This is a genomic window from Microbacterium pullorum (assembly GCF_014836535.1).
Taxonomy (GTDB): domain Bacteria; phylum Actinomycetota; class Actinomycetes; order Actinomycetales; family Microbacteriaceae; genus Microbacterium; species Microbacterium pullorum.
In genome coordinates, this window is record NZ_JACSQP010000009.1 from 65,417 (window position 1) to 89,075 (window position 23,659).

Consider the following 23,659-nt stretch of genomic DNA (forward strand, 5'->3'; position numbering starts at 1 on the left):
GATTCGCGGCCGTGCCGCTAACCGGATGGGACGAAGGTGACGTCCACCCAGTAGTTGTGTGGCGAGAGGCTCACCGGAAACCCTCGCGAGTAGGTGTGGGCGCCGCCGTCGGCGGGAATCGCGAACCCGCCCACCGTGGTCTGCCCCGCCAGCATCCCGACGTCCACCGAGTAGCGGCCTTCGGTGCTGTGCAGCCCGACCCGGTATTCCACGCCGGGCTGCAGCTCGACCGGCGCCGCGAACTGCGCGGTCTGCCACCCCTCCGGCGTCTCATCGGCGAACTGCACTTCGGCGAGGAGTCGGTGATCCCCGCCCCATAGGTATCCGGTGTGCGCGCCGACGTTCGCCGCGCCCTTGTAGAAGCGCACCCCCGTGGCAGCCCCCTCCGCCCTCACCTGGAACCGCGTCGCCACCTGCGTGGCGGCGGTGTCGTCCCAGGCCGCGTGCGTCGGCGTCGCGTCGCCGAACATCGTCTCGACCGGCGCCGACCCGACCGGACCGTCCGTGCCCGCATCGGCCGTCGTGAACGACCACTGACCCAGCGTCTCGCCGGCGACGAGCACCCGCACGGTGTACGTCGTCGCCGCGATCAGCGGCATGGCGGGGGTGAACGTCACCCGCCGAGTGACGGGGTCGAAGCCGGACGTGCCCGTCACCACGGCCCCGCCACCGGACACCGACAGGGTCGGCAGCTGGGCACCCGGGGTGAGGGTTGCGGTGATGGGTTGCGACAGCCCGACGCCGTCGCCCACCGGCTCCTTGGCCTGCACGGCGACAGGACCGCTCGGCGGTGCCGCCGCCACGAATTCGACATCGACGAAGTAATTCGTCGCCCCCCATGTCTCGGTCGGGCGCTGGCCCGCGGTGCCGTAGCGGTACACCCCGTTACCCGCCGTCGCGGCCGTCAGCGGCCCGCTGGTGCGCGCAATGGTGAAATAGCCGGACTCCGAGACGTACCGGCCCAGGGGCGATTGGTAGGACACCGTGTAGGGCTGCCCGACCAGCAGCGCGACCGGTGTCACCAGCGATGCGCGCTGCCACCCAGATGCACTCTCGTCCTCGAAGAGGACCGAGGCCAGCGCGACCCCCGTCGGGGACCAGAGCGTACCCGTGTGCGCCCCCGTATCGCCCTCGGGCTTGTAGAAGCGCAAGGCCGACACCACGCCGGACTCAGATGTCGCGAACACCATGCCCAGCTCGACCGGCCTGCCGTCGTCTGATGCAGACGGGGCCGTGGGCGTCGCCCCGAAGAACGAATACGGCGCGGGCACCGTCGGGTCTGTCTCCACCCTGAAGCCGAAATCCAGCTCCGTCTGCACACCGGAGGAGCCGTGACCGCTCACCCGCACGGCGACCTGGGTGCCGTAGGGCAGCAGAGACGACGGGGTGAAGATGACCGTGGTCCCCGCGGCATCCAACCGTGTGGTGCCGGAGACAGGCTGGCCGGCGGCGTCGACGTGCACCTCGGGTACCGCCGTGAGCACCTCACCGAACGTGGTCGACACCTCGACGTTGCGCGCAACGCCGGTCGATCCCGTGTCGGGAGACGTCGCGACCACCGCCGGCCCCGCGGCTTCGGGCTGGAAGACCGGCTCCACGTAATAGCTCGACGAGGAGGACTGCGACGGGAAGCCGCCGGAATAGCTGAAGACCGCGCCACCGGCGGGCACACTCAGCGGGCCGCGGCTGTACCCCGCGGCATACGCCGCCGGCGTGACGGAGTAGCCGCCGACCGGCGCTTCATACGAGACGATGTACTCCGTGCCGCTGGCGACGGGCACCGGCTGGGTGAACTCGGCGGACTGCCAGCCACCGGCGGACTCCGTCGCGAACGAGACCTCCGCGATCCTGCGTCCGTCGGTCGTCCAGAGCGCCCCCTTGCGAGGTCCCGCATTCGAGGGGCCCTTGTAGAAGCGCACGCCGGTCACGGCACCCGGTCGGTTCACCGCGAACCGCACACCGAGCGTGACGCTGCTGCTGTCGCCCGCGGACGCGATCTGCGGCGCGTCGAGCGATGTGTAGAGCGAGCAGGGGCACTGGCCCTCGGGCACGAGGGGATCGCTCGTCGTGAAGGTCCAGGGCTGCCCGGGGTCGAACGACGCGTTGCCCGCGACGGCCGCATCGACCGACACCGAGTACGTCGTCGACTGCGCAAGCGGCGCGTCTGCCACGAACAGCGCCCGGCGCTGCGCCGCGTCGTACGAAACCGTGCCGCCGAGGGGATCGCCGTCCGGTCCCGCAATCGAGATCTCCACCGACCCCGCTTGGACGTCGCCGGTGAAGGTGACGGCCACGGGGCTCGTGGGAGGGACGCTGGACAGGTCAGGCGACGGGTCACGATCCGACACCCGGACGGTGATGTGCGGATCGACCTCGAAGATCGCGTCGACGTAATAGTTGGCCTCACCCCAGGCCTGCGCGGGGAACTGTCCGACGTGCCCGAATACGCCCGGGCTCGCCTCCCCCACACCGGGGATCACGCCGACCGGCACCGACGGCCTCGCGCGATACGGCCAGTAGGCGGCGTCGAACGAATACCCACCCTGCGGCGCCGAGTACGACACCACGTATCCTGTCCCGGCGGTCACGGCCACGGGCGCGTCGAACCGCGCGGTCTGCCACCCGGTGGCGGTCTCGTCACCGAACTCCACCCTGCCAAGCTCGTGACCGTCGCCACTCCACAGGCGACCGAGGTGGATGCCGGTGTTCGTCGGGCCTTTGAAGAATCTCACCCCGCTGACGAAGCCGTCGACGGAGGGGGTGAATCGCAGGCCCAACTCGACCGCCTGCGAGTCATCGGCCGAGACGACCCTGGGCACCGCGTCGCCGAGCGACGAGGCCGCCCCGCTGATCACGATCGTGCGTCGCGTGCCGACAGACGAGAAGTTCACGCTGTCGTCGACCGCCCGGGCGCGGATCTCGGCTTGCACGTTCCCCTGCTGGAGGTATGTGTACGACCAGCTGGTGGTGCCGTCGGCGGCATGCCACGACGTCCCGCCGTCGGTCGACACCTCCACCGCCGCCACGACGCCAGCGGCATCGGCGGCGGTGCCGGTCACGGTCACAGTCGATCCGTGCGTGATCTGCTGTCCCGCCGCGGGGGTCAGGATCACGGTCGTCGGCGGCGTCGTATCGGTACTCGGCGAGGCCGGGACGAGACCTGCCATGAGAGACCCGGGCTGGGCGCCCATGTCGGCGAGCAGGTTCACCTGGGCCTGCTGCATCCGCACGTCCGCGGGGGCACCGTCGCCATCGTGTGTCTCATCGAGGCCCCAGCTCCACTGCACGCTTCCCGCCGAGAAGACGAGAGCTCCGCCGGCGGCACGGTAGAGCGTGGTGTGGTGTTCTGTGGTGCCGGCGACCACGGTGTTGCCGTAGTCACTGAGGTACTGCGGCGTCTGACCGACGGTGGTGGACAGGCGGATGAGGCCGGGCGGGCTGAACCCGTTGTCGAGGACTTCGTTGGATTCGTAGCCGACGGTGTGCGGGGCGAGCTCGGCGGCGGCTCCTGCCGGCAGTTCGGAGAGTGCGGTCCCACGCCACATGCGCAGCTTGCCCTGCTCGGCGGTGACCGTGACAGGAAGATCGTTGTGGTTCGCGAAGTACATGGTGCCCGTCACGGCATTCTCGGGCAGGTGTCCGCCCTGCGCCGCGGTGGCGAACCGCGGGTCCCGCCAGGTGCCCGTCCACTCCTGCGACGGGTCGATCTTCGCGTTGGACCACGTCTCCTTGTACGACACCAGCGTGCGGTGGGCCGTGCGGGAGTCATCGATGGACGGCTCGTACCGCGTGCGCCAGTAGCCCTCATTGCCGGTGAGGAACTGCAGGTTCACACCGGCATCGCGTGCCGCCTCGATGTTGGCGCGTTGCGCACCAGACCAGTACTCGTCGTGTCCGACCGACAGGAAGACATCGTGGTTGAGCAGTTCTCCGCCGCGTCGATCGGTGTCGACGCCCGCGATGTAGCTCACGTCGTAGCCGTTGCGTTCCAGAAATCGCACGGTGGCGTACTCGGAACTGAAGTAGAAGTCGCGGGATGTCACACCCTCACGGGTGGCGAACGGACGGTTGTAGCTCACCTTGTACGCCCGCCCATTGTCGGCGCCCTGATAGAAGTCCGAACCCCCGTAGCCGTTGTACGCGTGCCACGTCGGATCCGACGTCTGGAAGAGCACATCCGACGTGTTGCCGTCGCGACGCACGATGAAGATGATGTGGCTCGCACCATGGGTGTCGGTGCGCTCGAGACGGGCGATGTACACGCCCGAGGCGGCGTCGGCCGGCACGTTCCATGTAGCCGAGACGTCCCAGGTGCCGCAGTCGTACAGCTCGGTGAGCTCGTCAGACTTGCACTCGTTCACCTGTGGCGCGATGTGGGACGGTGTGACCGGCTGGATGAACCGGGCGCCTTTGCCCTGATACCAGCCGGTCCGATAGATGTCGATCTTGTAGTCGGCGGCATCCGTGTCGATCTTGAAATCGATGGGGCTGCCCGCATTCACGCTGATGTCGGTGGCGAACCCCTGGATCGTGGGGTCGCCGGCGCCGTCGATGTCCCAGACCTCGGGGTCGGTGCCGCCCTGCTGGTTCTCGCATACGACCCGGTTGACGCCGGCACCGCACGGGCTCGATGCCTCCGCACGCGCGGAGGGCTGCAGCGCCACCAGCGCGGCGGCCAGCAGCGCCACGATGACGATCGCCGCCACCCGCCGTGGCGCGCGCGAAGACGGTTCTGCCGTCCACGCGACAGCGGTCCCCAGATTCCCCATGCTCTTCCCCAGTCGCCTGCGACGCGAGCGAGCGTCACAGGCCATTGACCGGCACGACGACGAGCAATCTCATCGGCGTCGTGCGAGCGCCTCCCCGACGCGCACACAACCGGTATCCCCGCGGGCAGTGTATCCACAACCGCAGACCACGCACAATAGAATCTCGGAGCACGTCCACCCGGCACCGCCGTCGGCCAGGACGGGGTTCGTCGAGAGGAAGCCGTGACCACCACCGCAGACGCCCCGGTCGTGCAGCCGACCGCCGACATCGACGACGACGTCACGCTGGGACCCCGCACCCGCGTGTGGCATCTCGCCCACGTGCGGGGCGGTGCGCGCCTCGGCGCGGACTGCAACATCGGCCGTGGGGCCTACATCGGCCCGGGCGTCGTGCTCGGCGACGCCTGCAAGGTGCAGAACCACGCCCTCGTGTACGAGCCGGCCGTCATCGGCGACGGGGTGTTCATCGGACCTGCCGTGGTGTTCACCAACGACGAGTTCCCGCGGGCGGCGAACCCCGACGGGTCGCTCAAGGGCGCGGACGACTGGCACGCGGTGGGGGTCACGGTGGAGCGCGGGGCCTCGATCGGCGCGCGCGCGGTGTGCATCGCGCCGGTCACGATCGGCGAATGGTCGCTCGTGGCGGCGGGGGCCGTCGTCACCAAGGACGTTCCCGCGCACGCGCTCGTGGCCGGGGTGCCGGCCCGACGCGTGGGCTGGGTCGGGCGCGTGGGTCGCCCGCTCGTGGCCGACGGCGACGAGTGGGTGTGCCCGCAGTCCGGCGAGCGCTACGCCGAGAACGGGGACACGCTGCGCCTGCTGGCGTAGCGGCATCCACCCGCCGCGGCGGTGCGCCCGGCATCCGCCCCGTCAGAGCTTGCGCAGCAGCACGCGCTCCACGGCGTGGTCGACGCCCTTCTGCAGCACGAGGGTCGCGCGGTGGCGGGTGGGCTCGACGTTCTCGCGCAGGTTCGGCAGGTTGATGTCGTTCCAGAAGCTGAGGGCCTGGGTCACCGCCTCGTCGTCGGCGATGTCGGCGAATCGGTTGAAGAACGAGTTCGGGTTGCTGAAGGCCGCACGGCGGAGCGCCAGGAACCGGTCGACGAACCACTGGGTGATGTGCTCGGCGTCGGCGTCGATGTAGATCGAGAAGTCGAACAGGTCGCTGACGGCGACGTCGTTGGGCGACGGCGGCGGCTGTAGCACGTTGAGTCCCTCGACGATGACGACGTCGGGGCGGCGCACGGTGACGTGCGCGTCGGGGATGATGTCGTACCGCATGTGCGAGTAGAACGGGGCGCGCACCTCGGCGGCGCCGCTCTTGACCTCGGTGAGGAACGCGACCAGCGCCCGGCGGTCGTACGACTCGGGAAAGCCCTTGCGGTGCATGATGCCGCGGCGCTCGAGCTCGGCGTTCGGGTAGAGGAAGCCGTCGGTCGTGACCAGCTCCACCCGCGGGGTGCCCGGCCAGCGGCTCATGAGTTCGCGCAGCAGACGCGCGATGGTGGATTTGCCCACCGCGACGGAGCCGGCGACCCCCACCACGAACGGCGTCGTGGTGTTCGCATCGCCCAGGAACGCGCTCTCTTCGGCACCCAGGCGCTGGGTGTTCTCGGCGTACAGCGACAGCAGTCGGCTGAGGGGCAGGTAGACCTCGCGCACCTCGTCGAGGTCGAGCCGGTCGCCGATGCCGCGCAGCTGCAGCACCTCGGTCTCGCTGAGCGGGTTGGGGATGCCGCGTGCGAGGCGGGCCCAGTCGGCACGGTGGATCTCACGGTAGAGCTCACGCGCGAGGGGCTCGGGCGCGGCTGCGTCGCTCACGGCAGTGGTGTCGGCCATCGGGCCCATCGTATCGGTGCCGACCGGCCGGGCACCCTCGCACAACGTCGCCGATTCGCGCGCCGAGACCCTGGAACCGGCGGCTTCGGCCCCGCGCGGCCCCGGATCAGCGACGTTGTGCGCGGGCCGGGCGCGGCAGCGGTCGCCGCGCGGCCCCGATCGCGCCGTGCCCCGGCACCGCTACGCTGACCTCGTGCGCCTCGGAGTTCTCGACATCGGTTCGAACACCGTCCACCTGCTGATCGCCGATGTGATCCCCGGGGGCCGGCCCCACGCGACGACCAGTCAGCGCACCGTGCTGCGGCTGATGCGGTATCTGCAGCCCGACGGCTCCATCAGCGAGGAGGGGGTGACGGCCCTCGTCGACGCCGTCGCCGAGGCCCGCGACATCGCGGCGAACGAGAACGTCGCCGAGCTGCTCGCGACGGCGACCAGCGCCGTGCGCGAAGCGAAGAACGGCACAGAGGTGATCGCCCGCATCGAGCAGGCCCTCGGCCAGGAGCTGCAGGTGCTCGGCGGCGAGACCGAGGCGCGGTTCACCTTTCTCGCGGTGCGCCGCTGGTTCGGCTGGTCGGCGGGGCAGATCCTGCTGTTCGACATCGGCGGCGGCTCGCTCGAGCTCGCGGCCGGCGCCGATGAGCTTCCCGATGCCGCGGCATCGGTGCCGCTCGGGGCCGGCCGCATGACGGTGGAGTACCTGCCGAACGATCCGCCCGGCGACGACGACGTGGATCGGCTGCGCAAGCACGCCCGCGCGACGCTCGCACCCGTCGCGGAGATGTTCGCCGGCATGCCCAAGCCCGATCACGTCGTGGGGTCGTCCAAGGCGATCCGCTCGCTCGCGAAGCTCGCCGGCGACCCCATGCCCGGGTGGTCGGGAATCGAGCGCATGGTGCTGCCGCGGTCGGCGCTGAAGGCGTGGATCCCCCGGCTCGCGCGCATACCGGCCGAGGCGCGCGAGGCGCTGCCCGGCATCACCGCTGACCGCACGTTCCAGATCGTGGCGGCTGCCGTCGTGCTGCACCAGGCGATGAAGATCCTCGACGTGGACGAGCTCGAGATCAGCCCGTGGGCACTGCGCGAGGGCGTGCTGCTGCGTTACATCGAGTCGCTGTCCTGGACCCCTCCGGGCGCCTGACCCGTCGGGGAACGAGACGGCACCAGTCGAGAGGGAACGGGAGAGGGCCGGCCCCAGTGGCACGGCCCCCTCCCGGCTCCGGCGCTCGGGCGTCGCAGAGCCCACGGCTCCAGGCGGACACAGACAATTGCGTGGGGGGATACAGTGTCGGCCCGGCGCAGTCGCCGTGCATGCCACTTTTGTATCGCATGCAGAAACGTCAGCGCCAGTGTTCGGCGATCACATGTCGGAATTCTCACCGACAGGCGGGCTCAGGCGGGCAGCGCCAGTCGCTCTCGCACAACGGCGGCGAGGTCACCGGCGACCGATGCCGCGGCATCCGCCGTCTCGGCTTCGACCATCACGCGCACGAGCGCCTCGGTGCCCGACGCGCGCAGCAGCACCCGGCCCGACATCCCCAGCGACGCCGTCGCTGCGGCGACCGCCTCTTGCACGGCGTCATCGTCGTTGACGCGGGTGCGGTCGACGTCGGTGACGTTGATGAGCACCTGCGGGTAGACCGTCATGGCCGATGCCAGTTCGGCCAGGGTGCGGCCGGTGCGCGCCATCTCGGCGCACAGGTGCAGCCCCGTGAGCAGCCCGTCGCCGGTCGTGGCGTATTCGCTCATGATCACGTGGCCCGACTGCTCGCCACCCAGCGAGAACCCGCCGGCGGCCATGCGCTCGAGCACGTAGCGGTCACCGACCGCAGTCTGCTCGACGTGGATGCCGTGCTCGGTCATGGCGCGGTGCAGACCCAGGTTGCTCATGACCGTCGCCACGAGGGTGTTCTTCTTCAGCCGTCCGCGCTGCTTCATCGACAGCGCGAGGATCGCCATGATCTGGTCGCCGTCGACGATGTTGCCTGCGGCGTCGACCGCGAGGCAGCGGTCGGCGTCGCCGTCGTGGGCGATGCCGATGTCGGCACCGACGCGCACAACCTCACCGGCGAGCACATCGAGGTGGGTCGAGCCGAAACCGTCGTTGATGTTCATGCCGTCGGGGTCGGCGCCGATGACGGTGACGCGGGCGCCGGCGTCACGGAAGGTCTCGGGCGACACCCCGGATGCCGCACCGTGCGCGCAGTCGAGCACGACGTGCAGGCCGTCGAGGCGATGCGGCAGCGAGCCGAGCAGGTGCACGACGTAGCGGTCCTCGGCGTCGGCGAAGCGACGGATGCGACCGACGGCGCCACCGGTGGGCTGGAGCTTCGGGCCCGACATGGCCTCTTCGATGCGCGCTTCGACCTCATCGGGCAGCTTCGAGCCGCCGCGGGCGAAGATCTTGATGCCGTTGTCGGGCGCCGGGTTGTGCGAGGCCGAGACCATCACACCGAAGTCGGCGTCGCGGTCGGCGACGAGGAACGCCGCCGCCGGGGTGGGCAGCACGCCGGCGTCGAGCACGTCGACACCGGACGAGGCGAGGCCCGCTGAGACGGCGGCCGCGAGGAACTCCCCCGACACGCGGGGGTCGCGGGCGACGACGGCGGTGAGCCGCTTGCCCGCCTGGCGCCGAGCCTCGGCAATACGCCCCTGGCCCAGGACGACAGCAGTCGCCTGGGCCAGGGAAAGCGCGAGGTCGGCGGTGAGGGGGCCGTTGGCCAGCCCCCGCACACCATCGGTACCGAACAGCGCCATGTGCGCTCGGATCAGCGCTTCGAGTACTGAGGCGCCTTGCGGGCCTTCTTGAGACCGGCCTTCTTGCGCTCGATGACGCGGGCGTCACGCGAGAGGAAGCCGGCCTTCTTGAGGGTCGGGCGGTTGTTCTCGGCGTCGATCTGGTTGAGGGCACGGGCGATGCCGAGGCGCAGCGCGCCGGCCTGGCCCGAGTCGCCGCCACCGGAGATGCGCGCGATGACGTCGTACGCACCGGTGAGGTTCAGCACCGTGAACGGGTCGGTGATCAGCTGCTGGTGCAGCTTGTTGGGGAAGTAGTCCTCGAGCGTGCGGCCGTTGACCGTGATCGTGCCGGAGCCGGGGATCAGACGCACGCGGGCGATGGCCTGCTTGCGACGGCCGACCGCTGCGCCGGGAACGGAGAGGACGGGGCGCTCAACGGCGGCCTGCGTCTCTTCGGCGGGCGTCTCGGTGGAGTAGTTCTGCGGGGTCTCTTCGATGTTCGCCATCAGTTTGTCCTTAAATCTGAGGGGCGCTTACTGGGCGACCTGGTCGAGGGTGTATGTCTTGGGCTGCTGCGCCGAGTGGGGGTGCTCGGCACCGGCGTAGACCTTCAGCTTCGACAGCTGCTGGCGGCCGAGGCTGTTCTTCGGCAGCATGCCGCGGATCGCCTTCTCGACGGCGCGGGCCGGGTTCTTCTCGAGGAACTCCTCGTAGTTGATCGACTTGAGGCCGCCCGGGTAGCCCGAGTGGCGGTAAGCCCGCTTCTTCTGAAGCTTCTGACCCGTCAGCGCGACCTTGTCGGCGTTGACGATGATGACGAAGTCACCGGAGTCCATGTGGTTGGCGAAGGTCGCCTTGTGCTTGCCACGCAGAAGCGCGGCGGCGTGCGAGGCGAGGCGGCCGAGGACGACGTCTGTTGCGTCGATGACCAGCCACTCGCGCTGGATCTCGCCAGCCTTGGGGGTGAAAGTGCGCGTCACGATAGTGCTGCTTTCTTGTGTCGAACGGAGGAGTTCGTGAATCCCACTCCGGGGTGGTTCGGTGCCGCAGAAGCGGTCGAACACGCCAGTGGAGGGCTCACGTTCGCGGTGCCGGCCAGCAGGCGGCCTGCACCAAAGAGATAGCTTAGCACGCCGGCCCTGCGCACCCCGGCCGGGCGCGGGACCCTACGCGCGGGAGCGCCGGCTGGCAACCCCCTGCGCCGTGGGCGGCCGCCCGATTAGCGTCGAAGCATCCGATCAGGATCCAAGACCCGCGACGACCGCGACCCGGCCGTTGCCACGAGGAAGGAGAGCCCATGGCTATCGGAGATGACATGAAGCACAAGGCTGAAGAGCTCAAGGGCAAGGCCAAGGAAGGCATCGGCAAGGCCACCGACGACAAGTCGATGGAGACCGAGGGCCACGTGGACCAGGCCAAGGCTCACGGCAAGCAGACCGCAGATGACGTGAAGGATGCCTTCACCGACAAGTAGCAGTCGGCAAGCACACGAAGCGGTCACCCTTTACGGGGTGGCCGCTTCGTCGCGTTCGGGGCGGGTCGCTGCATCGTCGCGGCCGTTCAGGCTGGCACGAAGTCGAACCGCTTGCGTGCGCCGCGCCGGGGCGTGCGGGTGGAATCCACCCACGGCGGCGGGATCAACCACACATCGGCATCGACACCCGTCCCGTCGATGCGGATCTCATACCCGTTGTCGTGCACGCGGTGGTGACACGAGTCGCAGAGCAGCACTCCGTTGGACAGATCTGTCGTGCCGCTATCTCGCAACCACCATCGGATGTGGTGCACTCGGGTCATTCCCGGTGGGGCTCCGCATGCGGCACAGCCACCGTCGCGCTCGATGAGGGCGAACTTCTGCGCCTTGGTGAACAGCCGCTTTCTGCGACCCCAGTCGAGGATCTCGCTCTTGCCCCCGAGCACGCAGGGGATCACGCTTCCGCCGGCAGCCATGCGCCGCACGGTGCCGATCGACACCGGCTGGGTCATGCCGTCGATGGTGGCGCTCCCCGTGCCCTGCGCGAGGTCGTCGAGCGTGACGCGCACCACGACGGTCGCCCCCTCGAGCGGCAGGTCGGTGTGATCGCAGCCGAGCGCGTGCGCACACAGGCGTGCCAGTGCGTCGGCCTGCAGCTTGGGGATGGAGGGGCGCGACGGCTCGGAACCCGGAGCTTCAGCGACGCGCGGTGCCCTCAGATCGGCCGACACGAGCGCCTCGAGGGCCGCGCGCACCGGTGCCGCATGCTCGGGGTCGAGCATGGCCGACAGCGACGTCATGCCGTTGCGCTCTTCGCGGATGTGCAGGTAGCGCTGCGAACGCAGTTCGTCTTCGCGTGGTTCGACACCGTCGGGATCGAGCCAGGCCTCAGCCCGCGCGATGAGCTTGGCCAACTGGTCGGCGGAGAGACCGGGGGCCTGCTCGACGAGCGTGCGCTCGGCGGCCTCGGTCGCCTCGCGGCCGGCACGCAGCACGACCCTGTCGAGCATGCCGATGATCGCGGCCGCGGCGGGCGCCCCGATGCGCCCCGCGTCGACCGCGCAGGCGACGTGCGGATGCCGGGCCGGCGCACGTTCGCCGGAGAGCAGCAACCGCGGCGCCGTCGCCTCGCCCACCTGCACCAGACGCGCCGCTTCTCCGTTGGTCGAACCCGTCGTGGCCGCGATGAGCGCCGTCGGGTTGCGGTAGCCCTGCGTCTTCGCCAGCCCGTCGGGCCCGAGCTCGGGGCGGGACTGCCGGGCGATCTCGGCCGCCACCTGCGCGTGCAGCCCGTCGGTGAGCCGTCGCACCCTGCCGAGGGCGTCGTTCAGCGCGACCAGCGACGACCCCGCCGCACCTTCGACCGCCACGTCGGGCCAGCCCTCAGCCACAGCGGCGACCGCTGCGATGAGGTTGCGAAGGGGTTCGTTCATACGGCGATTCTACCTCGCGCGCAAGCCGCAGTCTAGAACATTTCTTCTTCTGTGGATAACTTAACGCGGGAATCACCTGTGCAGTGGGAGTTGACACGTGCCGCGACATTAGAACATGTCTACGCCCAGGATGCAGTGGGCCGCCCGATACAGTGGCACAGACCCTCACGCCCGAAACGAAAGGTCGTCCGTGTTCGAGATCATCACCGTCTGCACCGGCAACATCTGCCGATCCCCGCTGGCCGAGCAGCTGCTGCGCACGCGCCTCGCCGGACTGCCCGGCACGGTGAACAGCGGCGGGACCTACGACATGGGCGGGGCAGAGATGCCGGCCGAGGCGCAGCGCCTCGCCGCCATGCACGGCGTGCCTGCGCAGCTGTCGGCCGAGCACCGATCGCAGACGCTGACGAGTCGCATGCTCGCCTCGCCCGACCTCATCCTCGCGATGGCCCGCGAGCACCGTCGCGCCGTGGTCGAGCTCGCGCCCGCACGGCTGCGCTCGACCTTCACCCTGCGCGAGTTCGCCCGGCTGGCCGCCGATACCACAGATGCCGAGATCGTCGCGGCCGCCGACGGCGCCGGCACCGATGCCTCTGCGCGGCTGCGCGCCGCTGTGGCATCGGTCGCTGCGCACCGCGGCGTCTCGCTGCCGCCGGCGGATCCCGCCGACGATGACGTCATCGACCCCTACCGTCGGTCATGGAACACCTACGAGCTCTCGGGCTCGCAGCTGGTTCCCGCGATCGACCAGGTCGTGCGAGTGGTACGGACGGCCATCCCGGCCTGAGCCGCAGCGCCGCCGCAACGCGCCGGCTCACCGACCGCGCCGGTTCACCCGCCGGCCAGTCTCACCGACCGCGCCGGTTCACCCGCCCGGCGAGTCTGACCGACCGGCCCGTCTCACCCCACCGGCGGTTCGGCACCGGGGTCGGGCTCGGGCACCGGCTCAGGCGCAGGCTCGGTGCCAGGTTCGGGCTCCGGCGCCGGTTCACCCGGCTGAGTCTCGTCGCTGCCGGACCCGCCGGAACCTCCGCCACCGGAATTCTCCCGCGCTTCCTCCTCGGCGGCGATCTCGTCGAGCACGCGCTGGTGGTCCTCGCGCAGGGCATCGACGAGCGCCGGCAGGGTGAGCATCGCCTCCACACCGAGCAGCCCGCCCTCTGCCGGCACCGCAACGGCGGCAGCGGTGGCCGCCAGGGCTTCTGCCAAGGTCTCATCGGCCGCGTAGTTCTCTGCGATGACTCCCTCGGCCCAGGCGGGGAACGTCGTGCCGAAGGCCGCCATCTGCGCCGCGAACCCGTCGCGCAGCCCGGTCACGGTGGTGCGCAGCGCCGAGGTCTGCTGCGACGGCGCGTCGATGTCGACCGAGAGCTGCTGCACGCGGTCGATCGCGGCTCCGACATCGGCGAGCGATTGCTCATCGAGGGCGGCACGCGCGTAGGGCGCGGGCAGCTGCGGCAGCACGAGGGCGTCGAGCCCGGCGCGGTAGTCCTGCAGCGCCTGCACGGCGGCGGCCCGAGCGGGTTCGTCGGAATACCCCTCCACCGCGACGAGCGCCGGCTCCAGGCGTGCGGCGTCTTCGCGGGCGGCGGCGACGTCGGCCTCGACGCGCGCGGCAGCGGTCGCGAGGGCCTGCTCGGCGTTGACGAGCGCCGCCTCGTCGGCAGCGAGCGAATCGAGCGCACCTGCGGCGGGGCTGGCGGAGGCGAATTGGATGCCGGCGAACACGGCCGTCGCCGAGACCACCCCGATGGCGAACACCGCGACGACCACGCTCAGCCAATCGGTGCGCTTGCGCCCACGCGACGACGACTTCTTCGACTTCGCACCGCCGGCCAGCACGACCGGAGCGGCATTCTGCGAGGCGCTGCGCACGAGTTCGACCAGGCGAGGAGTGTCGTCGACCGGCGCGCGCACGGTCTCGCGGCGCGGGGCCCCCAGCATCTGCGCGAGTCCCGCGGCGCCCGGCAACTCCCGCGGCCCGGCGCCGGCGGCGGCGGCGCCGGGCGCGGTGGCGCGGTCATCGTCGAACAGATCGGCGAGAGTGCTCATGAGGCCTTTGCAAGCGGAGGCGGCGCAATGCCGCAGGCGGCGAAAAGTGACGGGACAATTCGTGAAAGGATACCCCGCGCAGGATATCCCACCCCGAGGCAGGAGCGACGTGGCTATTCAGGACTATGTGCGCATCCTGCGCCGAAATCTCGTCCTCATCATCTCGCTCACCCTCATCGGTGTTTCTGCCGGTGCGTTGGCCGCGCTGACCACGCCCGCGAGCTACTCGGCATCGACCCAGCTGTACGTCGCCGTCGGCGGAGACAAGGGTTCGAGTTCGGAATTGAACCAGGGCACGAGTTTCGCCCGGCAGGCGGTGACGAGTTATGTCAGCGTCATTGCGAGCTCCATCGTGCTCGACCCCGTGATCGAGCAATTGGGGCTCGATGAGACGGCCGAAGAGCTGGCCGCCCGGGTGCACGCGTCGGCGGGCCTCAACTCCGTCGTCATCGACGTCACCGTCGACGATGCGAGTCCCGAGCGGGCCGCCCGCATCGCCAACGCCGTCGGCGAGAGCTTCACCGCGGTGGTCGCCGCCCGGCTCGAGGCACCCACCGGCGATCGGCCGTCGCCCGTGCGCATCGAGACGCTGCAGCCTGCCCAGGTGCCCCTCGCCCCGACGGCACCCAACATGCGCCTGTCCCTCGCGCTGGGCGGCCTGCTGGGCCTGGCTGCCGGGGTGGGCATCGCGCTGCTGCGCGAAGTGCTCGACACCCGCATCCGCACCGTCAAAGACGTGGAGGAGATCACCGGCGCGCCCACTCTGGGCGGCATCGCGCTGGATCCCGAGGCGAAGAAGCGGCCGCTCGTCGTGGCCGCTGCGGCCCGCGATCCCCGCGCGGAGGCCTACCGATCGCTGCGCACGAACATGCAGTTCCTGGCCATCGGCGGCGGGGCCGCGGCCTATGTCATCACCAGCGCGGGGCCGAGCGAAGGCAAGTCGACGACGGCCGCCAACCTTGCCATCGCCTTCGCCGAGACCGGCGCGCGGGTGGCGCTGCTCGACGGCGATCTGCGCAAGCCGAAGGTGGCCGACTACTTCGGCATCGAGGGAGGCCTCGGGCTCGCGGACGTGCTGGTCGGTCGCGTCGCGGCATCCGATGTGATCCAGCGCTGGGGCCGCGGCACACTGTTCCTGCTGCCGGCGGGCACCGTGCCGCCCAATCCGGCCGAGCTGCTGGGCTCGACGGCCATGGGCAAGCTCATGGGTGAGTTGAAGGCGGCGTTCGACGTGATCATCATCGATGCCCCGCCGACCTTGCTCGTGACCGATGCCGCCGTGGTGTCGCGATTCACCGACGGCGCGATCGTCGTCGCCGCGGCGGGCTCGACGACCAGACCGCGCCTCGCGAGCGCCGTGCAGAGCATCGAGGCGGTCGGGTCGCAGGTGCTGGGCACCGTCGTCACCATGGTGCCGACGGCGGGTGCTGATAAGACGGCGTACGGAACGTACGCGTACGCGTCGCACTGACAGCGGGCCGACCGGGCGCGTCCTGGCCGGTCCGCACCGCTGTGGGAGAATGACCGAACCCGACCACCTCACCCCTGGGAGACCCCCGCGTGGAACTTCGCGACTACCTGCGCATCCTGCACAAGAACTGGATCCTGCTCCTTGTGCTTCTCATCGCAGGCATCGCGGGCGGTGCCGGGTACGCCTTCATGCAGGCACCGAAGTACGAGGCATCCACGCAGCTGTACGTCTCGGTGCGCACCGAGGGTGCCGCCACCGGCGATCTCGTGCAGGGCACGACGTTCGCCCGGCAGATGGTCGCCAGCTACGTCGACGTCATTCCCACCGCTCTCGTGCTCGACCCCGTGATCGAGGAGCTCTCGCTCGACGTGTCGGCTGGTGAGCTGGCCCCGCAGGTCTCGGCGAGCACGCCGCTGAACACCGTGCTGCTCGACATCTCGGTGACCGATGAAGATGCCGAGCAGGCCGCGGCCATCGCCAACGCGACGGCGGCCAGCTTCGCGCAGGCCGTGCAGACCACGCTCGAAAGGCCCCAGAGCGCCGAGGCGATCAGCCCGGTGCAGATCACGATCACGCAGCCGGCGACGGCTCCTACGTCGCCCGCCAGCCCCAACATCCCGCTGCTCATCGCGCTGGGGGCGCTGCTCGGCCTTGCCGCCGGTGTCGGGCTCGCGGTGCTGCGCACCGTGCTCGACACGCGCATCCACACGCTGAGCGACCTTGAAGCGCTCACCGACAAGCCCATGCTCGGCGGCATCGCCTTCGACCCCGAGGCCGCCAAGCGTCCGCTCATCGTGCACGCCGACCCCCGCAGCCCGCGTGCGGAGTCGTTCCGGAGCCTCCGCACCAACCTGCAGTTCCTCGACGTCGCAGACGGCCCGCGCAGCTTCGTCGTCTCCAGCGCCGGCCCCGGCGAGGGCAAGTCGACGACGACCGCCAACCTCGCCATCGCCCTGGCCGAGACCGGCGCACGCGTCGCGCTGCTCGACGGCGATCTGCGCCTGCCGCGCGTCGCCGACTACATGGGTCTCGAGGGCGGAGTGGGCCTCACCGACGTGCTCATCGGTCGCGTGCCGCTGGCCGATGCACTGCAGAAGTGGGGCGCGAACCAGCTCTTCGTGCTGACGAGCGGCCCCGTGCCGCCCAACCCCAGCGAACTGCTCGGGTCGTCGGCGATGGACCACATGCTCGCCGCGCTCACCGAGCACTTCGACTACGTGCTGATCGACGCGCCGCCGCTGCTGCTGGTCACCGACGCCGCGGTGCTGAGCAAGAAGACGCGCGGCGTCATCTTGGTCGCCGCATCGGGCAAGACCAAGAAGCAGGATCTCGCGGGCGCCATGCGCACCCTCGAGACGGCCGGCGGCAACCTGCTAGGCGTCGTCGTGACGATGCTCCCCACCAAGGGCCCCGACAGCTACGGCTACGGCACCTACACCTATGGTTCGACCCACCACCACGAGCAGGCAGCCGTCGAGATGACGCGCGCCGAGGTGAAGGGACGCCGGGGGCGTCGCACCAAGGTCGGCCAGAACGCCTGATCTTCCGCGCGTCAGGGAGCGCAGACGACGAACGGCGGGGCGCCCGTCAGCGGCCGCTCGCACAGTGCCGTGTCGCTCGTGAGCACGGGGTAGCCGGCGGTGTTCTCGGGCGGGGCGTCGGTGAGGGCCACGTGCGACCCGGCCAGCACGACGAGACTGACGGCGCCGCCCCACTGAGTGGCGATCCACTCGGCATCCACCGTGGCGATCTCGGCGGCGATGTCGCGTTGCTGCGCCAATACTGCGTCGTCGGATGCCAGCGCGGCTGAGGCCGCGGTGACCGTCTGCGCAACGGCGACGCCCACGATGAGCGCCGTCGCCACCGCCAGCGCGGCGCGAGTCACGCGCGTCATGGTCGACGGCCCGGCGACAGTGTCGCCGTCGACGGCTCGCTGCGCCGAGGCGCGCCGCTCCCCCGCCGCCCACAGCAGGCGCACTGCCGGCACGACGAATGCGACCAGCACCGGCACGAAGGCCAGCAGACCGGGAGCGGGGTGACGCACCCACAGCGGCGTGTGCGCGGCCGTCGACCACCAGGCGATGTAGGTCAGTGCGCCCAGTGACGCGCCGGCGAGCAGCGGCGCAGTGGCACGCACAGATGCGGCAGTCCCCAGACGCAGGTCGCCCAGCTCGGGCATGCGCCCGACCGCCACCACGGCGGCCACCACGAGCACGGCCGCCGTCACAGCGGCCACCGCCACCCACACGCCCGGGACGTGCCATGACTGAGACAGCGTCGCCAGCTTCTCACCAACCGTGGTCTCGACGCCCGGCTGTCCGGCGGAGCGCACGAAGCGCACGGTGTCGAGCACATGCCGCACGAAGCCGGCGGGGCCGAGCGCGATGAGCGCGCACACCTCTATCACGACCGTCGGCACCAGCGCCAGCGCGGCCGGCACGATCGCGGACCGCAGCCGCCGCACCAGCGGCACGCCGGGCAGGCTCAGCAGCAGCACGACCACGAAGGCGGGAGCGGCAAGGAGCGAGATGTACTTGGCCTGAACGGCGAGGCCGAGCAGCAGTCCCGCCAGCCACGGCCGGCGCTGCAGCGCGACCAGCCCCCACGCGATAAGTGCTGCGGCGGGCACCTCGCCCAAGATGTCGGCCGGCCCCTGAATGGGCGACGGGGGTGCCGTGGCGTCGAAGGCGAGCGGCACGGTCACGGCGAGAAGCGCGGCCCAGCGCCCGCCGACCCGGCGCCCGAGCACCCACACCGCCACGATGAGCGCGACGTAGAACGCGGCGGGCACCAGTCGCGCGCCGGCCACCAGATCGGCGCCCGTCGCGAGCACCGCCGCGATCGGCAGTAGCACGACCGGTCCCGTGGAGATGCGCGGATCGAACGGCGTCAGCGTGCTGCCCGACAGCGTGCCGTCGCTGGTGTAACCGAGCCCGGCCAGCAGGTTGACCGGCACCGTCAGGTTGAACGCCTCGTCTTCCCACAGCGCGTTGGCTGCGATGCTCTGCCACAGCACGATGAGGTGGGCGGCGGCGAGCAGGGCGACGCACACCCAGAACGCCGCGTCGACCGCGCGGCGCATCGTCATCGTGCGTCGTCCGCGACGCGCGCGGACCGCTCGGCGGCACCGTTCGACAGGCTGCGCATCGGCGCGCCCGGCCGCAGCGACAGCTGCCAGAGTTCGGCCAGGGCCTGCCGCACGAACGCGCGCAGTCGCTTGGGGGGCACCTTGGGCTGCGTCGGGCTCCCCCACATCGTGCCGCCCGGCCCGCCGCCGCGGCGGGGCAGGCTGCGCACTGACACGTAGGCCACGGGCATGGCCGCCCGCGCTTCGGCGAGGGAGAAGTGCACGTGCGGCACGATGGCATCGGCCCCGAGTGCTTCGATCAGGGCGCGCAGCTGCTCGGGGCGGTAGGCCCGCAGCGGAGTGTTGATGTCGGGCACACCGCGCCCGGCGAATGGTCGCACCGCGATGCGCAGCCCGAAGCTGAGCGCGCGACGGTACCAGGGGTCTTCGCGTCCGCGACGCACGCCGTGCACGATATCGACGCCCGCGGTGTCGAGCGCCGCGATCACGCGGGCGATGTCGGCGCCGGCGAACTGGCCGTCGCCGTCGACGTGCACGATGACATCGGGGGTGACGGCGAGCCCGGCGCGGTAGGCCGCGAGCGCGCTCGGCCCGTGTCCGCGATTGCGGGCCTGCGTCTGCACCTGCACACGCGCCACATCGAGCCCCGCGACGACCGCAGCGGTCGCGTCGGTGGAGCGGTCATCGGCGACGATGATGTCGAGCCGCGAGGCGAGCGGCGCGACATGCTCGTGGATCTCGAGCAGAAACTCGGCGATGCCCGGCGCTTCGTTGTACGCGGGCATGACGACGACGATGTGCTCGAAACTCACGTCGCGATCTCCCGTGCTGGTGGCTGTGCGGTGCCCTTCAGGCAATCCCTGTAGCGTAGTCGAATCATGCAGCTCCCCCCGCGCGCGAAGCGCCTCCTCGCGCTCGGCTCCCGGTTTCTCACTGTGGGCGCGATCAGCACCGTCATCGAGATCGCGGTGTTCAATCTGCTGCTCGTGGGCTTCGGCTGGGATGCCGTCGCCGCCAAGATCGTCGCCTCGCTCGTCGCGCTGGTGAATGCCTACTTCGGCAACCGCCAGTGGACATTCCGCCATCGCGCGCGCCGACAGCGCTGGCTCGAGGTGTCGCTCTTCATCGCCGTCAACGCCTTCTGCACCGTGCTCGGTGCGGTGATCGTCTGGCTGGGAGTGGATGCCGCCGCGTCGCTGCTCGATCGCGAACCGGGCGCCCTCGTGGTGAACGTCGTCAATCTCGCGAGCATCGTGGTCGTGGTGCTCGCCCGGTTCGGCTTCTACCACGGCGTCGTGTTCCGCGTCTCGCCCGCCCCGCGCGCGGCTACGGAGCCGGGCACCCCGGCGCATCGATCGTGACGGGCGTCTGACGCACCATCGGGGTGTGCCACACCTCGACCGGGCCGTAATCGGCCCCGGCCGCGCCGGTGAAGACCGCGGTCACCGCGTGCGACGAGGCGGGGTCGTTGATCACGTTGACCTTGACCGCCTGCCGACCGAGGTGCTCGACGGGTGTGGCGGCGACCGGCACGCCGTCGATGTTCGCTGAGACGAACGTCGCACCCACGGGACCGTAGACCACGAGGTCGGTGCTGATGACGCCCTTCGGGAAGAAGCGGCCGGGCGAGATATAGGGGGCAAGGCCCCGCACCTGATCGGGTTTCAGAGTCGAGGTGAGCGACGTGGTCACCGTGAAAGTGGGAGCCTGGTCGCCTGCGACGGCGCAGACGTCCGCCGCGACGGCCACGGCGGTGTCCATGTAGTAGTTGAGCTTGCCCTCGGTGATGTCGTTCACGTACGAGCCGATGAGCGTGGTCTCGGCGTTGTCGGTCGGCAGCGCGCCGGTGAGGCGGGTGCCGGCGATGAGCTCAGCTTCGGCCGGCGACGTCGGCACGTAGAGCAGGCGACCCTCTTCGACTGCTCGGCTCACCTGATCGACCAGCTGGCGGGGGTTCGAGACCGACGTGAGGGCGTCGAAGATCGCGCCTGCCGCGACGGCGAAGTACGCGTCTTGTATCTCGGGGTCGGGGTAGCGGAAGTAGACCTCGTTGAGCAGGTTGGCCACCACGGTGCTCGACTCCAGCACGTCGCCGTTCGGCAGACTCACCGGGCCGGTCGCCGCCATCAGGTAGCTGAGTGCGACGGGATCAATGGACACCGTGCCATCGATGGGCGTTCCGAACGTCTCCGCCCAGAACGCGCCCATGATGCGCGCCGACTCCGCGAAGTCGGGCGTCATCGTGACGTCCTGCATGTAACGGCCCACCTTGTCGCCGTAGAGGGCGACGGTCGCGGGATCAAGCTCTGCGACAGGGTTCGGTCTGCCGTTCATGAAGTCCTGGCTCGATGCCTGCTGCGCGATCGAGATCGCGCCGTCCTCGACATGCAGCAGCACGAGCGCAGCGGGATTGCCCCCTGTGCCCCGCGATTCGGCGTTGTTCTGCACGAGCACCAAGTAATTGCGGGGGCCCTCGGCGCCCAGCATGCCGGGCAGCACGGCAAGCGCCTGCTGCGCCGGTGCGATGAGCGGTTCGATCTGGGCGACCACGCGGTCGAGCTGGTCGACGCCGGATGCCACCTGGTCGACGATGCTGCTGCGGTCGATGCCATCGATGGTGGCGCGGGCGTCGGCGACAGCAGCGGCGGCTTGATCGACAAGCTCAGATGCCTGCGTGAGCATTGCCGTGTCAATGCGTCCGCCCGCCGGGGCCAGCCCGTCGAGGTTCATCTGCGATGCGGGCAGGGCCGCCCGCACGACCAGGTCGTCGATCGTCGCAGCGACGTCGCGCACGACGACGAGGTTCGGTCCGGCGACAGGCAACCGCTCCGCGAAGCGCCAGAGTTCGCCGTCTGCCTGCGCACGCGCTTCGGCCGTCAGCTCCTGCAGCTGCGCCACGGTCTGCTGGGCAGCCGCGGAATCGCCGGCGAGGATCTGCTCCTTCACGGTGGCTGCGAGCGGAACAGCGCTCTGCAGCGCGTCTCGCGCGGCGAAAGCGCGGTCGGCCAGCGTCTTGGCCGCCAAAGCGCCACCGGCGATGAGAGCGATGAGCACGAGGGCGGTGACCGTGAGAACCCAGAACCGGGGCCTCCGGAGCACGGTGCGTTGTTGCGCGCTGGACACCTCCGCAGTCTAGGCGCTGACTTTGGGTGGGCTTTTCATTGGCTATGTTGTAAGGGGGGATATATCCATGACAATGCAGTACACGGCACTACCGCCCCGTAAACGTGGGCACGACCGGAACTCACACCAATGACCACGACCTTTGCCGACCCGCAAGAGGCGGCCGAGCTCGGCCCCACAGAACGCACGCCCAGCGGACCAGCGGTCAAGGACTGGCGCCCTGCCTATGCGAAACGCCTCATCGTCAGCGACCTCGTGGTCCTCATCGTCGTCGTGTTCGGTGCGCAGGTCATCTGGTTCGGTCTCGGAAATGTCGATGTCGCGATGCGCGCAGATGCCCGCATTTCGGAGTTCTCATATTGGCTGTTTTCGACCGGATTGGTCATCGCGTGGATGTGGGTGCTGCGGCTCATTGACTCCCGCAGCCACCGCATCGTCGGCAACGGCACGGCAGAGTATCGCAGGGTCCTTGATGCGAGTCTCCGACTGTTCGGCTTCATCGCCATCCTCGCGTTCCTCTTCCGGGTAGATGTCGCACGGGGTTTCCTGCTCATCAGCCTTCCCGTGGGAGTTGTCGCTCTGCTCATCGAACGAGGGCTTTGGCGCGTGTGGATCAATCGCCGCCGTCGCCGCGGTGAGTACTGCGCTCGCGTGTTGCTGGTGGGCTCACAGCAGAGCGTCACTCACATCGCGAACGAACTTCGTCGTACACCCGAGGCGGGCTACTTGGTCGTCGGGGCCTGCGTACCCACGGGCAAGATCGCCGACACCATCCGAGGCACCACCATTCCAATCATGGGGACAGTGGACACCGTCAACAGGGCTTTGGCAGTCACAGGCGCTGACACAGTCGCCGTCACCAGTACGGACGACCTACCTCCCTCGAAGGTGAAAGAGATCTCGTGGAGCCTTGAGGCTGGCCGACAGCACCTCGTGCTCGCACCAAGCCTCGTGGACATCGCTGGGCCCCGGCTCCACACACGGCCAGTCGCCGGGTTGCCGCTGATCCACGTCGAGACGCCACGATTCAGTGGCGGCCAACTTTTCGCTAAGCGCGTGGTGGATCTGGTACTAGCGGTCGCGGGCGTCGTAGTCCTCAGCCCGCTCCTCATCACGCTGGCCGCCGTGGTTCGCGCTTCATCTCCCGGTCCAGTTCTCTTCAAGCAGCGAAGGATAGGCCTCGGAGGTGCGGAGTTCACCATGCTTAAGTTCCGCACCATGGTGGACAAAGCAGAAGGACTCCTCCCACAGCTCGCGGGAGAGCGGCGCGACGCCGGCAACGAAGTGCTCTTCAAGATGCGAGATGATCCGCGAGTGACGCCAATCGGTCGCATGATGCGCAAGTACAGCCTCGATGAGCTCCCCCAGTTGCTCAACGTGATCGCAGGCTCTATGTCGCTCGTGGGCCCGCGGCCGCCGCTCCCCAATGAAGTGGAGAAGTACGCGGATCACGTGCACCGCAGGTTCCTGGCAAAACCGGGCATCACGGGGGCGTGGCAAGTGGGCGGACGCTCGACGCTTTCGTGGGAGGAGTCAGTTCGGCTAGATCTGTCTTACGTAGAGAACTGGAGCCTTTTGGGCGACGTCCTAATTCTCCTCAAGACGGTTCGCGCTGTTGTAGCGCCAGGCAGCACCGCACATTAACCGCCACCCGGAACACATATCCATTATTGA

At 69.7% G+C, this 23,659-nt stretch carries 18 protein-coding genes; 8 read left to right on the forward strand and 10 right to left on the reverse strand.

Annotated features, from left to right (window positions below; all coding sequences use genetic code 11):
- Window positions 1-17: 17 nt before the first annotated feature.
- Window positions 18-4,769, reverse strand: coding sequence for a DUF4082 domain-containing protein (locus H9651_RS12995; protein ID WP_191719752.1), 4,752 nt, complete (start codon window positions 4,767-4,769; stop codon window positions 18-20).
- A 222-nt stretch (window positions 4,770-4,991) separates the two neighbouring features.
- Between H9651_RS12995 and H9651_RS13000 the strand changes: the two genes are divergently transcribed.
- Window positions 4,992-5,597 carry an acyltransferase gene (locus H9651_RS13000; protein WP_191719753.1) on the forward strand — a complete coding sequence of 202 codons (606 nt, stop codon included), beginning with the start codon at window positions 4,992-4,994 and terminating at the stop codon, window positions 5,595-5,597.
- A 42-nt stretch (window positions 5,598-5,639) separates the two neighbouring features.
- Here H9651_RS13000 and coaA read toward each other — a convergent pair whose 3' ends face one another.
- On the reverse strand, window positions 5,640-6,608 hold the full coding sequence (gene coaA, locus H9651_RS13005) for a type I pantothenate kinase (RefSeq protein ID WP_225216757.1): 969 nt from the start codon (window positions 6,606-6,608) through the stop codon (window positions 5,640-5,642).
- Between the two features lie 193 nt (window positions 6,609-6,801).
- On the opposite strand from coaA, the gene H9651_RS13010 reads away from it, so the two are divergent.
- A complete protein-coding gene (locus H9651_RS13010) occupies window positions 6,802-7,746 on the forward strand; it encodes a Ppx/GppA phosphatase family protein (protein WP_191719755.1) in 945 nt (314 codons plus the stop codon).
- Window positions 7,747-7,997: 251 nt separating this feature from the next.
- Here the strand turns inward: H9651_RS13010 and glmM are convergent, their stop codons facing one another.
- The 3 genes from glmM to rplM are packed head-to-tail and all read right to left on the reverse strand — an operon-like array spanning window position 7,998 to window position 10,324.
- Window positions 7,998-9,362: a phosphoglucosamine mutase gene (gene glmM / locus H9651_RS13015; RefSeq protein ID WP_191719756.1), complete on the reverse strand. Its 1,365-nt coding sequence runs from the start codon at window positions 9,360-9,362 to the stop codon at window positions 7,998-8,000.
- A gap of 11 nt (window positions 9,363-9,373) precedes the next feature.
- Complete coding sequence (rpsI, locus tag H9651_RS13020) at window positions 9,374-9,850, reverse strand: 30S ribosomal protein S9 (protein ID WP_191719757.1); 477 nt, start codon at window positions 9,848-9,850, stop codon at window positions 9,374-9,376.
- Window positions 9,851-9,877: 27 nt separating this feature from the next.
- Window positions 9,878-10,324, reverse strand: coding sequence for a 50S ribosomal protein L13 (gene rplM / locus H9651_RS13025; RefSeq protein ID WP_191719758.1), 447 nt, complete (start codon window positions 10,322-10,324; stop codon window positions 9,878-9,880).
- A gap of 317 nt (window positions 10,325-10,641) precedes the next feature.
- Between rplM and H9651_RS13030 the strand changes: the two genes are divergently transcribed.
- Window positions 10,642-10,818: a CsbD family protein gene (locus H9651_RS13030; RefSeq protein WP_191719759.1), complete on the forward strand. Its 177-nt coding sequence runs from the start codon at window positions 10,642-10,644 to the stop codon at window positions 10,816-10,818.
- Between the two features lie 86 nt (window positions 10,819-10,904).
- On the opposite strand, the gene H9651_RS13035 is transcribed toward H9651_RS13030, so the two are convergent.
- A complete protein-coding gene (locus H9651_RS13035) occupies window positions 10,905-12,251 on the reverse strand; it encodes an HNH endonuclease (RefSeq protein WP_191719760.1) in 1,347 nt (448 codons plus the stop codon).
- Window positions 12,252-12,441: 190 nt separating this feature from the next.
- On the opposite strand from H9651_RS13035, the gene H9651_RS13040 reads away from it, so the two are divergent.
- The gene (locus tag H9651_RS13040) at window positions 12,442-13,038 is read left to right on the forward strand and encodes an arsenate reductase/protein-tyrosine-phosphatase family protein (protein ID WP_191719761.1); all 597 of its coding nucleotides are present in this window, start codon (window positions 12,442-12,444) and stop codon (window positions 13,036-13,038) included.
- 113 nt (window positions 13,039-13,151) lie between these two features.
- Here the strand turns inward: H9651_RS13040 and H9651_RS13045 are convergent, their stop codons facing one another.
- The gene (locus H9651_RS13045) at window positions 13,152-14,303 is read right to left on the reverse strand and encodes a hypothetical protein (RefSeq protein WP_191719762.1); all 1,152 of its coding nucleotides are present in this window, start codon (window positions 14,301-14,303) and stop codon (window positions 13,152-13,154) included.
- 109 nt (window positions 14,304-14,412) lie between these two features.
- Here H9651_RS13045 and H9651_RS13050 point away from each other — a divergent pair, with 109 nt between their 5' ends.
- Together H9651_RS13050 and H9651_RS13055 are read left to right on the forward strand one after the other, a co-directional pair.
- Window positions 14,413-15,774 carry a polysaccharide biosynthesis tyrosine autokinase gene (locus tag H9651_RS13050; RefSeq protein ID WP_191719763.1) on the forward strand — a complete coding sequence of 454 codons (1,362 nt, stop codon included), beginning with the start codon at window positions 14,413-14,415 and terminating at the stop codon, window positions 15,772-15,774.
- An 89-nt stretch (window positions 15,775-15,863) separates the two neighbouring features.
- Window positions 15,864-17,315 (forward strand): polysaccharide biosynthesis tyrosine autokinase, encoded by a 1,452-nt coding sequence (locus H9651_RS13055; protein ID WP_191719764.1) that lies wholly within the window; start codon window positions 15,864-15,866, stop codon window positions 17,313-17,315.
- An 11-nt stretch (window positions 17,316-17,326) separates the two neighbouring features.
- On the opposite strand, the gene H9651_RS13060 is transcribed toward H9651_RS13055, so the two are convergent.
- A complete protein-coding gene (locus H9651_RS13060) occupies window positions 17,327-18,862 on the reverse strand; it encodes a hypothetical protein (protein WP_191719765.1) in 1,536 nt (511 codons plus the stop codon).
- On the reverse strand, window positions 18,859-19,674 hold the full coding sequence (locus H9651_RS13065) for a glycosyltransferase family 2 protein (RefSeq protein ID WP_191719766.1): 816 nt from the start codon (window positions 19,672-19,674) through the stop codon (window positions 18,859-18,861). Before H9651_RS13065 ends, H9651_RS13060 begins: the two co-directional genes overlap by 4 nt.
- Window positions 19,675-19,740: 66 nt before the next feature.
- Between H9651_RS13065 and H9651_RS13070 the strand changes: the two genes are divergently transcribed.
- Window positions 19,741-20,223: a GtrA family protein gene (locus H9651_RS13070; RefSeq protein WP_191719767.1), complete on the forward strand. Its 483-nt coding sequence runs from the start codon at window positions 19,741-19,743 to the stop codon at window positions 20,221-20,223.
- On the opposite strand, the gene H9651_RS15065 is transcribed toward H9651_RS13070, so the two are convergent.
- Complete coding sequence (locus H9651_RS15065) at window positions 20,189-21,985, reverse strand: DUF4012 domain-containing protein (RefSeq protein WP_191719768.1); 1,797 nt, start codon at window positions 21,983-21,985, stop codon at window positions 20,189-20,191. The genes H9651_RS13070 and H9651_RS15065 overlap by 35 nt on opposite strands.
- Window positions 21,986-22,114: 129 nt before the next feature.
- Here H9651_RS15065 and H9651_RS13080 point away from each other — a divergent pair, with 129 nt between their 5' ends.
- Complete coding sequence (locus H9651_RS13080; RefSeq protein WP_191719769.1) at window positions 22,115-23,629, forward strand: sugar transferase; 1,515 nt, start codon at window positions 22,115-22,117, stop codon at window positions 23,627-23,629.
- Window positions 23,630-23,659 lie beyond the last annotated feature (30 nt).

Excerpts from the sequence above, each read along its gene's own strand:
- H9651_RS13045 (WP_191719762.1), bottom strand. The coding sequence starts at position 14,303 with ATGAGCACTCTCGCCGATCTGTTCGACGATGACCGCGCCACCGCGCCC.
- H9651_RS12995 (WP_191719752.1), bottom strand. The coding sequence starts at position 4,769 with ATGGGGAATCTGGGGACCGCTGTCGCGTGGACGGCAGAACCGTCTTCG.
- glmM (WP_191719756.1), bottom strand. The coding sequence starts at position 9,362 with ATGGCGCTGTTCGGTACCGATGGTGTGCGGGGGCTGGCCAACGGCCCC.
- H9651_RS13070 (WP_191719767.1), top strand. The coding sequence starts at position 19,741 with ATGCAGCTCCCCCCGCGCGCGAAGCGCCTCCTCGCGCTCGGCTCCCGG.
- H9651_RS13035 (WP_191719760.1), bottom strand. The coding sequence starts at position 12,251 with ATGAACGAACCCCTTCGCAACCTCATCGCAGCGGTCGCCGCTGTGGCT.
- rpsI (WP_191719757.1), bottom strand. The coding sequence starts at position 9,850 with ATGGCGAACATCGAAGAGACCCCGCAGAACTACTCCACCGAGACGCCC.
- H9651_RS13060 (WP_191719765.1), bottom strand. The coding sequence starts at position 18,862 with ATGACGATGCGCCGCGCGGTCGACGCGGCGTTCTGGGTGTGCGTCGCC.
- H9651_RS13030 (WP_191719759.1), top strand. The coding sequence starts at position 10,642 with ATGGCTATCGGAGATGACATGAAGCACAAGGCTGAAGAGCTCAAGGGC.
- coaA (WP_225216757.1), bottom strand. The coding sequence starts at position 6,608 with ATGGCCGACACCACTGCCGTGAGCGACGCAGCCGCGCCCGAGCCCCTC.
- H9651_RS13080 (WP_191719769.1), top strand. The coding sequence starts at position 22,115 with ATGACCACGACCTTTGCCGACCCGCAAGAGGCGGCCGAGCTCGGCCCC.